Source organism: bacterium, from assembly GCA_018814885.1.
Classification (GTDB): Bacteria; Krumholzibacteriota; Krumholzibacteriia; order LZORAL124-64-63; family LZORAL124-64-63; genus JAHIYU01.
This window is the reverse complement of the sequence record JAHIYU010000076.1, coordinates 1-12,311: the sequence shown is the minus strand read 5'-3', so window position 1 is coordinate 12,311 and position 12,311 is coordinate 1. Positions and strand designations below refer to the sequence as shown.

Here is a 12,311-nt window from a genome sequence, read left to right as displayed (position 1 = left end):
CGTCGATCGCGGCGATCCGGTGACGGGATTGTCCGCCATGATGCGCATGACGGGTTTCCCCGCGGCCATCGTCGCGCACATGCTCGCCGGCGGCGAGATCGACGCCCCCGGCGCCCGTCCCCAGGAGACCGTGGTGCCGGCCGAGCGCATGCTGGAGGAGCTGGCGCGCCGCGGCATCGCGGCCGCGAGGGAACAGCAGACACTGGCTTGACCGTACGGGGGGCCGGACGAGACGAAGGCGGGAGCCCGGTGGGCTCCCGCCTCTTTGTCTAAGACGTGCAAGCCGCGTAGAAATCACCGGTTCGGCAGCGCCTGCCGCAGCACGTCCCGATGCACGAGTACCGACAGCATCTTCAGCGCGATGTAGTCGCCGTCGCAGAAGTAGTAGCCCTCGAACGCGCCGAGGCGTGAGCTGCGATTGCTGTCCTTGAGCAGGTACCAGTCGCGGTCGCCGGCACGCGTGTGGCCGACCACGTGGATGCCGTGGTCGTCGCCGGTCTCGCCGTTGCGGATGCGGTGCTCGCGGGCGGCCTGGTCGATGTAGTCGGCGGGGATGTCCCAGGACGGGATCACCGCCGCGTCGAAATGGCCGTCCATGCCGGGCTCGGAGTTGTCGCCGCCGACCACCAGGGTGTACCCGCGGCGCACGGCCTCGCGCACCAGGCGCCGGAACTCGTCCAGGGGCAGGTTCAGGTAGTCGGCCTTGCGGCGCCAGTTGTCGGTCACATCCAGCAGGCAGGTCTCGCCGAACGCGTACCCGGGCCGCTCCATGAACGAGACGCACGCCACGTAGGCGTCCAGGTCCAGGCGCAGTGCCTCGAGCAGGAACGCGCGCGGCGACCACTTGCGGCCCTCCCAGGTGAAGGTCTCCGGCGGGGGCCCCAGATGGGCGTCGAGGATGCGGCGGGCGCCGGCGACCACGCGCTGCTCGTCCCAGACGTCGTGGGTCTCGGCCCAATCGAGGTAGCCCTCCAGCTCCTCCATCATCCGGTGGTGGTCATGGCGGCCGTCGGCGAAGAGCACGCCGGGATAGGCCGCGTGCGGCACCGCGCCGTAGGCCTTGTAGACGTCGAGGATCGCGTCGCTCTCGGAACCCTCCGCCACGGCGCTGTGGCCGTACTCGCGCACCCAGCGGCGCACCTTCTCCACGTACTCCCAGTAGACCAGCCACATCTCCGAGAGCTTGATCCGGTCGCCGGTGAGCCGGATCGTCTCCGACTCCATCAGCGACGTGGCCGCGAAGGCCCAGCACGAACCGGTGTAGTACTGGGGCACCGGCGGCAGGTGCGCCAGACGGGTCCTGAAGGCCTCGGGGCTCGCCGGACGCTCGATGCGCGACCAGTCCACGCGCAGGGACCTGTCGGTGTCCTCGCGCGCCTCCGCTTGCGCATCGAACAGCGAATCGGCGGCGGCCCGCAGCGCGTCGACGGCGGCGGCGAGGGAATCGCGCCGCGCCTCGATCTCGTCCAGGACGGGGTACTCGTTGGGTTCGCGGTAGACGGCACGGTCCCGGTCGCGGGCCTCGGCGGCCGTGCCGAGCGCAAGGGCGCACAGGACGGGCAGAAAGTACGACAGACGTGGATGCATGTTACCTCTCCCGTGTTATCGATGCCCGAACAGGCTGAAGGCGACGGTGCTGAGGATCATCATGATCGCCCAGCCGATCAGGCAGACGATGATGGCGCGGCCGGTGCCCCGGTAGTCGAGGGCCTGGCGCACGGCGATGACCATCGCGACCAGCATCCACACCGAGGCGATCAGGGTGACCAGCCAGTAGAGCAGCGGGATGAAGCCGATGACCCTGATCACGCCCGGGGCGCTGGAGAAGCCGATGGTGCGCAGGAGCTGCCCGTAGTCGGCCTCGGTCTGGGGTTCGGGCAGCAGCTTGGTGCCGATCGCGTAGACGATGCCGAACCAGACGAACCAGGAGATGAGCGCGATGACGGCGCCGGTGAACATGGCGCCGAGCCCGCCGCCCACGGGACTGCCGATGCCGGCGGCCGCGCTGGATAGCAGCACCACGGCCACGGCCTGGTTGGTGGCGGCGGTGTCGTGCTCCACCTCCTCGTAGAGCATGGAATCGAGCTTGGCGGCGCGCAGCATGCGATCGAACAGCTGGTTCATGGCATCCCTCCCCGGTGAATGGACAATTTTCCGCCGGGATTGTGGCAGTCCGCGGTCCGGCGGTCAAGATCGCCCGTCGTTTTCCGGAGTTCGCATCCGGAGTTTGCAGGGTGGATGCGGCCCGGCCCAGATGCTATCGTAGCAGTCCGCGACACCACCATTCCGGAGAGGGACGATGAACCATACCGCCCTGAGCGATTTCCGGGCGCAGATCCGCGCCGGCCTGCCCGACACGCTGCCCGCGGCGCCCCCGGTCGACCCCGCGGTCCCGCGCGCGCCGCGGCGGCCCATGCTGCTCTCGGCCCGGGAACAGGAGCTGGCCCTGCGCAACGCCCTGCGCTACTTCCCCGCCCGCCTGCACGCCGGCCTGGCACCCGAGTTCGCCCGCGAGCTGGCCGCCGCGGGCCGCATCTACATGCATCGCTTCCGGCCCCGCTACGAGATGCGCGCGCGGCCCATCGACGACTATCCGGCACGGTGCCGGCAGGCCGCGGCGATCATGCACATGATCCAGAACAACCTCGATCCGGCCGTCGCCCAGCATCCCTACGAGCTGATCACCTACGGCGGCAACGGCACGGTCTTCCAGAACTGGGCCCAGTACCTGCTGACCATGCGCTACCTGTCGGAGATGTCCGAAGCACAGACGCTGGTCATGTACTCCGGCCATCCGCTGGGCCTGTTCCCATCGCACGGGGACGCGCCGCGCGTGGTCGTGACCAACGGCATGGTCATCCCCAACTACAGCAGCGGCGACGACTACACGCGCATGTCCGCCCTGGGCGTGACGAGCTACGGCCAGATGACCGCCGGCAGCTACATGTACATCGGGCCGCAGGGCATCGTGCACGGGACGACGATCACGATCCTCGGCGCCGGACGGCTCTATCTCGGCGGCCACGGGGACGAGAACCCCCTGGCCGGCAAGCTCTACGTCACCAGCGGCCTGGGCGGCATGAGCGGCGCCCAGGGCAAGTCCGCGGTCATCGCGGGCTGCGTGGGTGTGATCGCGGAGATCAACCCGGCCGCCACGCGCAAGCGTCATGAGCAAGGCTGGATCGACGAGGTCCACGCGGATCTCGACGGGCTGCTGGAGCGCATCCGGCGGGCCAAGGCCGGCCGGGAAGCCGTGGCGCTGGCCTACCAGGGCAACGTGGTCGACCTGTGGGAACGCCTGGCCGACAGCGACATCACGGTCGAGCTGGGCAGCGACCAGACCAGCCTGCACATCCCCTACACCGGCGGCTACTACCCCGCCGGCATGAGCTACGAGGCATCCAACGCGATGCTGGCCGCCGACCCCGAGGGCTTCAAGTCGAAGGTCCGCGCCTCGCTGCTGCGGCACATCGGGGCGATCAACCGGTGCGTGGCCCGCGGCACGAAGTTCTGGGACTACGGCAACGCGTTCCTGCTCGAGTGCAGCCGCGCCGGCGCCGACATCGCGACCGGCGACGGGCGTTTCATCTACCCGAGCTACGTCGAGGACATCATGGGTCCCCTGTGCTTCGACTACGGGTTCGGGCCCTTCCGGTGTGTATGCACCAGCGGCGATCCGGCCGACCTGGCCGAGACGGACCGCATCGCCGGCGACGTGATCGAGGCGCTGGCCGCCGGCGCGCCCGCCGAGACAAAGCAGCAGTACCTGGACAACCTGCGCTGGATCCGCCGGGCGGGCGCGAACAAGCTGGTCGTGGGCAGCCAGGCCAGGATCCTCTACAGCGACGAGCAGGGCCGCCGGCGCATCGCCCAGGCCTTCAACGAGGCCATCGCCGCCGGTGACATCACCGCGCCGGTGGTCCTGGGCCGCGACCACCACGACGTCTCGGGCACCGACTCCCCCTTCCGCGAGACGGCCAACATCGCCGACGGCTCGATGTTCTGCGCCGACATGGCCATCCAGAACGTGATCGGCGACGGCTTCCGCGGCGCCACCTGGGTGAGCATCCACAACGGCGGCGGCGTGGGCTGGGGCGAGGTGATCAACGGCGGTTTCGGCCTGGTGCTCGACGGCAGCGACGACGCCACGCGGCGGCTGAACATGATGCTCGCCTGGGACGTCAACAACGGCATCGCCCGGCGCGCCTGGGCCCGCAACGCCGGCGCCGAATTCGCGGCGCGGCGGGCCATGGCGCACGAGCCCGGCCTGAGGGTCACGCTGCCGCAGCACGCGGACGATGCGCTGGTCTCCGACGCGATCAGGACCGCCTTCACCGATCGGGAGTAACATGCAGCCGGAAGCCCGGAAGATCGCACGCGCCTTCTCCCCCGCCCTCGATGAGATCCTGGGCCGGGCCATCCCCGTGCTGGACGACGGTTTCGTACGCGTGATCGACTACATGGGCAACGACCAGTCGGTGGTGCAGGCCGCGCGCGTGTCGTACGGGGCGGGCACGAAGAAGGTGAGCGAGGACCGCGGGCTGATCCGCTACCTGCTGCGGCACAGGCATACGACGCCGTTCGAGATGTGCGAGCTGAAGCTGCACGTCCGTGTGCCCATGGATGCCTGGCGGCAGTGGATACGGCACAGGACGGCCTCGGTGAACGAGGCGAGTTCACGCTATTCGATCGTCACCAATTCGGGCCAGCGCACCGCCCCCGCCCTGTGGCGCCGGCAGGCCGGGGACAACAAGCAGGGCAGCGCGGGCTGCTTCGACGAGGCCGAGGGTGCGCAGTTCAGCGACCAGGAACGCGAGGTCCACGAACTCACGCGCCGGATCTACGAGCACAGGATCGAGCAGGGCGTCGCCCGCGAACAGGCCCGCAAGGATCTGCCGCTGTGCACCTATACCGAGGCCTACTGGAAGATCGACCTGCACAACCTGCTGCACTTCCTGGCCCTGCGCCTGGACAGCCACGCCCAGCAGGAGATCCGCGAATACGCCGCCGTGATCGGCGAGCAGATCGTGGCGAAGTGGGTGCCGTCGACCTGGGAGGCGTTCCTGGACTACCGGTTCAACGCGACGGGGCTGTCGCGGATCGAGTCGGAGATCCTGGCGGCGGTGGGGGCCGGGGATGTGGCGCGGGCGAACACGATCGCGCGGGAATCCGGGTGGTTGGAGCCCGGGAAGAACGGGTTGAAGACGCATCGCGAGCGGGAGGAGTTCGCGAATAAGCTGCGGGAATGGAATCTGGGAGTGCCCTGGGAGACTGACGCATCAGCAAGGTGATATTCCGCATGCCGGATGGTTCGGCGGGGGAAGCCGAGCGGACGCTCGGCCTCCCCCGTTCCGATTCCGGCAGGATCAGTGCGTCTCGATCAGGAGAGGCTCGATGAGGTGCTCGAAGATCCAGTCCGGCACCCACCACGGCAGGCATTTGATCATGCAGATCACGACGTCGATGTTGCACTGCGTGCAGGCCGCGCCCTGGCCGTGACCGGGCAGCCAGCTCCGGGCGGTGCAGTTGTTGTCGGCATAGCACTGGTCGTGGATCTCGCAGCAAGCCAGCATGCAATCGGTCTCCAGGATGTCGGGGATCCCGTCGCAGCCGGGGTTGTCCTTGTCTCCCCCGGGCAGGACCAAGCCGTCGTCCATGGCGGCCGTCGCATTGACATAGACGTAGTACAAGCCCACGTTGCAACCGAAGGGAGTCGCCGAATCGGCGCCGTCCGCGGAGAGGGAGGTCACCCCGGGAACGTCTATGAACAGGCTCTGATCGGCGTACGTCCAGATCAGCTCGGCCAGCAGCGCACCGCTGGAGATGTCGATCAGTTCGGTGGCGATGCCCGAATTCGAGACCGTGCTGGTGGCTCTGGTGCCGTCGCCGAAGTCGATGGGATTGAAGGGACGGCGGATCAGGTGAACCCGATCGGGGACGCCGATGGCCACCGGCGACTTGCCACCCCCGTCGGCTTGCGGGCCGTCGGGGCTTTGGTGTTGTCCCGGAGCGGCGATCTCCTCGGAACAGCCGGTGCCCAGGACGATCCCGCCGGCGAGCAAGGCGAGCAGTATCAATACCTTCGTCACTGTCAGATCTTTCATGGCGCCTCCCGGTTTCTGGTTCGTGACAATGTCCGACATGGTGTGAACAACCGGTGGCGGGCCTTTTCAACAAATGGACAGATTTATTCGCGGGGCGGGAAAACAACCGCGTCGACTCTTCCCTCGCCAGCAGCAGCGGCAGCGGCGGCGGTTCAGTCGGCTCACGGTCCCGGGCTGGAAGATGTCTGGGGGCTCGCGTCAGTCGGCCCGCGGTGAACCGAGGACGTCCCGGAAGGCATGTGCTCGCCGGATGAGTTTCTTATTCTGTTGGAATCGCGCTGACGGATTTCAATATTCCTCTCCCGTCACCGCCCCGACGAACCGCTCCCGGATCCACCCGGACACCGCCTCGAGCGCGGCCGGATTGATCGTCTCCCCGATGTCGTAATACTCGGTCGGGCTGCCGGTCCCTGCCGCCTGGAACAGATGGTTCAGACCCGGCATCTCCTCGACCGTGAAGTCGGCATTGCCGCCCCGCGCGAGCGCCCTGTAGATCTCGGGGAGGTTCTGGCCCGCCTCCACCTGGAGGTCCCTCTCGCCGCACAGCGCCAGCACCGGCACGCGTACCTGCCGCAGCACCGGCCGGGGATCGTGCGACAGGAAGAAACGGAACCACGGATTCGAGACGTTCAGCGCCTGCATGGCGACGGCCTGTTCCACCGCCTCCTCGTCCTCATCGGGGCCGATCTGCGATCTGACGAGCGTCCTCAGCCTGGCGCGGATCTCTTCCGCGTCGGAGCCCGAGAGGACGAGCCGGACCAGCTCGCGCTGCGCCTCGACCGCTTGGTCGACCTGGTCGACGGGCTGCCCCTCGGCCCGGCCGATCAATTCCACCTGGCGCACGAGGACCTCGGCGCCCGTGACACCGGTGCCGGCCAGCAGGACGATGAAAGCCACGTCGGCGGACCGGACGGCGGCCAGGGGCGCGATGATGCCCCCCTCGCTGTGGCCGATCAGGCCGATCCGTCCGGGGTCGATCTCGGGACGCTGCGCCAGGAAAGCCACGCCGGCGAGGGCGTCCTCGGCGAAATCCTCGGTGGTGGCCGCGCCGGGATCACCCGTCGACGCGCCGACCCCCCGGTCGTCCACGCGCAGGACGGCGATGCCCGCGCGGGCGAGGTGATCGGCCAGCACGCGAAAGGGCCTGTGGCCGTAGACCGTCTCATCGCGGTCCTGCGCGCCGCTGCCGGAGATCAGCAGCGCCGCCGCAAACGGCCCGTCGCCCTGGGGAACGGTCAGCGTTCCCGCCAGCGCGACAGGCCCGTTGTCATAGGCGACCTCGATCTCCTCGTACGGAAACGGCGGCTGCGGCTCCTGGGAGCGCGCGGGCCGCGCCGCCACCTCCCGTCCGAGACGGAACGACGCGGAGAAGGCGGCCTGGGTGAAGGTGCCCGCGATCTCACCGTCCGTGAGCGTGCCGCGGAAGATCGGATCGCCGGGGATGTCGGCGATGGTGAAGGCGATGTCCGGCTCGATCACAGCGATCCCGGCCAGAGGCAAGCCCTCCACACCCTGCGCCGGGATGTCGATGGTGCCGACCCAGTAGCCGTCCTTGCGAAGCAGGTCGATCCTGACGGCCAGCGGTGCACCGGGAATCTCGATGCTCCCCTCCCAGTGCCCCCGCACGGCGGGACTCGGGTCGCTGCACAGCGAGGGATCATCCGCCCGCTCCTGCGGCGACGGGACGTGCGGCAGGTGGAAAAAGCCGGCAACCTTCCCCTCGCCGTCGAAGACGACGCGCATGTCGACAGTCCCGCGCTCGAACACCACCGGTACGCGGAAGCGCCGGTAGGTCTCGACGACATCCTCCGGCCAGGCGTCCCGGACCTCCCGCACGGAACCGTTGCCGGCCTGCAGGCCCTGGCGGACCCGGCCGGCCGCGGCGACGGGAAGGGCCGACAGCATGTCGATCGACAGCATAGCGCGGCATGCGGAGTCGTCGCCCGCCAGGAAGCGTTCGACGAACGTACGGGCGGAGACGGCCAGCGCCGCGTCCTGATCGGCTTCCGGCGCCTGATCGCCGGCCATGGCGAGGCCGGCCGCCGCATACAGGGCGAGCGACAGGACGCACGATTTCCGGTGCTTCACGGAACTCCTCCCCCGCTCTCTACGCCGTCAGCGCACGAGCGTCATCCTCTCGGTCCGGCCGAACGCCCCGGCGTCGAGCCGGTAGAAGTAGACTCCCGACGCGACCGGCCGGCCGGCTCCGTCGTTGCCGTCCCAGAACGCCTCATGCGGACCGGCCGTCCGCTGCTCGTCCACCAGCACCCGCACCAGGCGACCGGAGGCGTCGAAGATCCGCAGCGTCGCCCTGGCCGGCTCCATCAGACCGTAGACGATCTTCGTGCCGGGATTGAAGGGATTGGGGGCGTTCCGGCGCAGGTAGCTGGCCGGCATGACCGGCGTGTCACCGCCGGTGACGTCCTCTGGTCTGAGCAGGGCGTGAGAACTCTCATTGCCGTGTATGTCCAGGGCCGAGACCTTGTAATGGTAACCGGCCGCGAGCGTCCACTCCTGATCGAAGGCCGTGGTGTCGGCAGGCGCAGCGACCAGGTTGCCCGGTCCCGGCGTGAACGTGGGCGAGAGACCGCGGTAGACCGCGTAATGCGCCAGATCGCTCTCGGCGTTGCGCTCCCAGGCGAGGGTCATGCCGGCGGGCGCGTACGCGGCGTCCCCTTTCAGGCCCCCGGGCTGCTCCGGAGCGAGGTCGTCCACCGACCAGCCGCTGTCCGGAGCAGAGATCCAGAACACCTGCGGATCGCTCGTGTGGGCGATGACCTGGAAGTACTGCGCCTCGCCGCAGGTCGCCGTCGAATCGAAGGCCGTGGGCACGACCTGCGAATACGTTTCGAGGTGGTAGGCGTCATGCGTGTCGACGAGGGACCAGTAGTACGATTTGCCCGCGTACGTGTCGACCCGCAGCTTCGGCAGGCCGACGACGGGATCGACGACGGCGCCGTCGCTCGCCTTGGCGACCGCCTCGTCGGCGCTCAACGCCCGCCAGATCGAGTAGGTCGTGATCCGGGCCGGCATGGGGTCGTAGTCGCTGGCGTCCCAGGCCAAGTTCACCACGCCGCCCTGGTCGCCCGGGACGTCGCGGACCGAGCGGATCAGTGGCGCCGGGTGGCCCCAGTCGCCGTTCGTATCCAGCCTCTGCGCCCAGAGATCGATGCTGTAGCCGCGGTAGTCGTACCAGACCATGGCTACGCTACCAGGGCTATCGGCGACGAGCCGTGCGTACATCGTGTACAAGGGCGCGGAACTGACGATGAGTCCGTCGCTCGCCCATTGGATCATGCCGTAGGCGTCGATCCTCTGGGCGTAGATCTTGACGTCCATGTCGCGATAGTCGGTCCAGGTGATGAAGGCCCCGCCCGAGCCGTCGGGTACGATTCGATGGTCGAACTGCGAGCCGGCCGCGGTGCAAATGGGCGTGCCCTGGATGCTCCAGCCGGGATCCCCCCAGGCGGGATCGACTCGCCCAGCGTATATGTCGTTGTCCCCCACGCGGTCGTCGGACCAGACGACGATGTAGCAGCCGGCGCCGTTGGTCACCAGGCGGGGGATGGTCTGGTCATCGGTCGCGACGCAGACGGGATTCTCGATTTCCCAGAGAACGCCTCCGTTACTGGCGACTCTCTGTCCGAAGATGTCGAGGTCCCCGTTGTTGTCGCCCGTAAACACCATCACCGCGCCCCCCTCGCCGTCGGAAACGATCTGGGGCTCGTAGGAGGACGCGAGCCCGCTGCTCATACTCGACCCGTTCGTCGTCCACTGGACCGTGCCGTCCGACCCCACCCTCTGGGCGTAGATCCGTGAATCAGCGTTCCGGCGATCCTCCCAGGCGATGATCGCACCGCCGGCCCCGTCGGTGGTCAAGACGGGATCGTATTGATTATCGGCTGCAGTACAGACGGCGACGCCTTCGGGCGCCCAGGAGACGGTGCCGTCCGCCGCGATCCTCTGCGCGTAGATGTCGTAGTTGCCGGCGCCGTTGCGCTTGTCCACCCAGGTCATGACGGCGCCGCCGGCGCCGTCGGCGATGAGTTGCAGATCATCGCCGGTGGCGTAATCCAGACTGACGGTGATCCCCGACGAACCCCAGAGCAGGGTGCCGTTCGCATCGATCCTCTGGGCGTGGAGAAACGGATCCAACACGGGGTGCTGGTAGAACCAGACGATGATCGCTCCACCGAGGCCGTCCGTGACGATTTGCGGTTCACTCTGGTCGTACTCGCCCGTGTAGACCGGTATACCGTCAGGCGTCCAGAGCGCGTGGCCCTGGACGTCGAAGCGCTGGGCGAAGACGTCGCTGTACCCGAAATGACCGCGCTGATCCTCCCAGACCATGATGACGCCGCCGGCCCCATCGGAGATGAGCTGCGGAGCGCCCTGCGTTCCCCGCGCCCGGCAGACGGGACTGCCGTCCTCCAACCATCCCGCTTGTGCTATTGACGAATCGAAAAGAAACAACCCGCATAATAGCGCAACACATCCCCGGCACACCGTGCGCAACATGTTCTCCCTCCTTAACATGAAATGCCATGATGACAATGAATTTGTGTTATCAGCGGTATCCTACCCGCTGTGCGGGAAGATGTCAACGCGGGCGGGCATTCGGCATCCCGGGTATCCGGACGAGAACGAGCCATCAGACCGGCATCTCCGCTGCCGCGCCAAGGAAGGCCCGGCATATGAACATCGGCCCTGGTGAGAAAGACGAGCGGCCTGAACTAGCGCTCGTAGAGCGCCTTCACCCCGCCCCAGCTCATCTCTACCGTGGACATCGCGCCCAGCCACGGGTCGAAGTCGATGGTCGCGTAGAGATCCGGGTCATCGTTGCTGTCCTTGATATCCAGTGCGATCTCGGCCCCGTCCGTGGTGCCCCACCAGTTGTTCTGGGCGTCGATCGTCACCGCGGGCTCCGGAAAGCCCGTCACATACACCGACCAGCTCGAGTTGTCGTGGATGTTGTTGGTGTTGATGACCGGATCGCTGGCGTTCCCGTGGATCCAGATGGCCGTCCCGCAGGCGGTGACCTCGCTGTGCTCGATCGTCGGCGACGCGTTGGCGCAGTAGATGCCCGTCGAACAGTGGCGTATCACGCAATGGGAGATCGTCGGTTCCGCATTGCCGGCCCGAAAGCCCTGCTCTGCGTATTCGAAGGTGCAGTGCGCGAGGGACGAGGGATTGGGGCCGCTCACTACCACCCACTTCCAGTCGTTTGTCTGCGGCACACCGGCGTTCGAGGTGAAGAGCACCCTGTCGCCGGGCGCACCGGCCGCGACGATCGCGGCGTTCCAAGCCGTGCTCAACATGAAATCGCCGTCGAACGCGACCGTGACGCCGGCCTGGATGGTCAACGTGCTGCCGTCGATCACGTCCACGTCGGCCTGGATGACGTACGGGCTGCCCGCTGCATTCCAGATCGTGTCGGTCGTTACCGGTCCCGAGATGTAGGTCTGGGCGAAAGGTGCGCCGGCCAGCAATGTCGATACGAGAAGAAAAGGCAATAATGTCCGCATTCCCACTCCCCCCCAGGTTTTCGAGATGCATCATCGTGGCACCTCGGCAGTTTACATGGAAAAACAGGATTATGAATTGATAATTTCACGGCAGGCACCCGCGCGCCGCGCAGGAGCGGGCCGGCTTCTACGGCGGCGTGATCACTAGCGTCGTCCATATCCGCGAGGTCGTCCGCAGGCATCGAGGCGCGGTGATTCCTCACACCTGCTGCCGCGATCGGCCACACCCGGACCTTGCCGCTTTCCCGGAAAACATCACGATACGCGCCGTATGCGCCCATTCCCGACCGGCGGCCGCAGGCACACCTCTTGCTGATGAGCAGACCGAGCCATGACCGATGAGCGATCAACTGGAGGGATATGACCATGAAGACCATGCCGAAGACCCACACCTGCCGCTGCTGCCTGGCGGTTCTGGCCCTGTTCGCGATGGGCCTGACGGGCTGCAGCGACGATCCGACCGATCCCGGCGCCACCCCCGACGCCGGCAAGGCGGCCGAGCTGACAGCCGGCGTCCAGGGCCCGGCCAAGGTCGGCGGCACCCTGAACGACCTGGACATGTTCCAGAACCCCCTGTCGAACCTCGCCGAGGACGCCGGCATCTACCAGGAGACCCCGCTGGACGGGAGCTGGACCGGCGACGGTGTCGACTACGACTACCCGAGCAAGGCGGCCATGGCCG

The 12,311-nt window shown here is 67.6% G+C and carries 10 protein-coding genes; 4 read left to right on the top strand and 6 right to left on the bottom strand.

The genetic code is table 11. From position 1 onward, the window contains the following. Positions 1 to 211, top strand: a 211-nt coding sequence (locus tag KJ554_04740; protein ID MBU0741645.1) for a hypothetical protein, incomplete at its 5' end; no start/stop codon positions are given. 83 nt (positions 212 to 294) lie between these two features. On the opposite strand, the gene KJ554_04735 is transcribed toward KJ554_04740, so the two are convergent. Beyond that, complete coding sequence (locus tag KJ554_04735; protein MBU0741644.1) at positions 295 to 1,587, bottom strand: C1 family peptidase; 1,293 nt, start codon at positions 1,585 to 1,587, stop codon at positions 295 to 297. Between the two features lie 15 nt (positions 1,588 to 1,602). Further along, a complete protein-coding gene (locus tag KJ554_04730; GenBank protein MBU0741643.1) occupies positions 1,603 to 2,124 on the bottom strand; it encodes a YIP1 family protein in 522 nt (173 codons plus the stop codon). Positions 2,125 to 2,299: 175 nt separating this feature from the next. Between KJ554_04730 and KJ554_04725 the strand changes: the two genes are divergently transcribed. Beyond that, positions 2,300 to 4,348 (top strand): urocanate hydratase, encoded by a 2,049-nt coding sequence (locus KJ554_04725; GenBank protein ID MBU0741642.1) that lies wholly within the window; start codon positions 2,300 to 2,302, stop codon positions 4,346 to 4,348. Position 4,349: 1 nt separating this feature from the next. Further along, positions 4,350 to 5,291, top strand: a complete 942-nt coding sequence (thyX, locus tag KJ554_04720) for an FAD-dependent thymidylate synthase (GenBank protein ID MBU0741641.1) — start codon at positions 4,350 to 4,352, stop codon at positions 5,289 to 5,291. Positions 5,292 to 5,366: 75 nt separating this feature from the next. On the opposite strand, the gene KJ554_04715 is transcribed toward thyX, so the two are convergent. From KJ554_04715 to KJ554_04700, 4 genes are all read right to left on the bottom strand, one after another. Further along, positions 5,367 to 6,104, bottom strand: coding sequence for a hypothetical protein (locus tag KJ554_04715; GenBank protein MBU0741640.1), 738 nt, complete (start codon positions 6,102 to 6,104; stop codon positions 5,367 to 5,369). A gap of 288 nt (positions 6,105 to 6,392) precedes the next feature. After that, positions 6,393 to 7,847, bottom strand: coding sequence for an alpha/beta fold hydrolase (locus KJ554_04710; GenBank protein MBU0741639.1), 1,455 nt, complete (start codon positions 7,845 to 7,847; stop codon positions 6,393 to 6,395). 372 nt (positions 7,848 to 8,219) lie between these two features. Then, positions 8,220 to 10,538, bottom strand: coding sequence for a hypothetical protein (locus KJ554_04705; GenBank protein MBU0741638.1), 2,319 nt, complete (start codon positions 10,536 to 10,538; stop codon positions 8,220 to 8,222). A gap of 299 nt (positions 10,539 to 10,837) precedes the next feature. Next, positions 10,838 to 11,629 (bottom strand): right-handed parallel beta-helix repeat-containing protein, encoded by a 792-nt coding sequence (locus KJ554_04700; GenBank protein MBU0741637.1) that lies wholly within the window; start codon positions 11,627 to 11,629, stop codon positions 10,838 to 10,840. A 366-nt stretch (positions 11,630 to 11,995) separates the two neighbouring features. Here KJ554_04700 and KJ554_04695 point away from each other — a divergent pair. Beyond that, the coding region (locus tag KJ554_04695; GenBank protein ID MBU0741636.1) for a hypothetical protein at positions 11,996 to 12,311 on the top strand (316 nt) is incomplete at its 3' end.

Coding starts and splice junctions, on each gene's coding strand:
- KJ554_04735 (MBU0741644.1), bottom strand. CDS start 1,587: ATGCATCCACGTCTGTCGTACTTTCTGCCCGTCCTGTGCGCCCTTGCG.
- KJ554_04730 (MBU0741643.1), bottom strand. CDS start 2,124: ATGAACCAGCTGTTCGATCGCATGCTGCGCGCCGCCAAGCTCGATTCC.
- KJ554_04710 (MBU0741639.1), bottom strand. CDS start 7,847: ATGCGCGTCGTCTTCGACGGCGAGGGGAAGGTTGCCGGCTTTTTCCAC.
- thyX (MBU0741641.1), top strand. CDS start 4,350: ATGCAGCCGGAAGCCCGGAAGATCGCACGCGCCTTCTCCCCCGCCCTC.
- KJ554_04715 (MBU0741640.1), bottom strand. CDS start 6,104: ATGAAAGATCTGACAGTGACGAAGGTATTGATACTGCTCGCCTTGCTC.
- KJ554_04700 (MBU0741637.1), bottom strand. CDS start 11,629: ATGCGGACATTATTGCCTTTTCTTCTCGTATCGACATTGCTGGCCGGC.
- KJ554_04725 (MBU0741642.1), top strand. CDS start 2,300: ATGAACCATACCGCCCTGAGCGATTTCCGGGCGCAGATCCGCGCCGGC.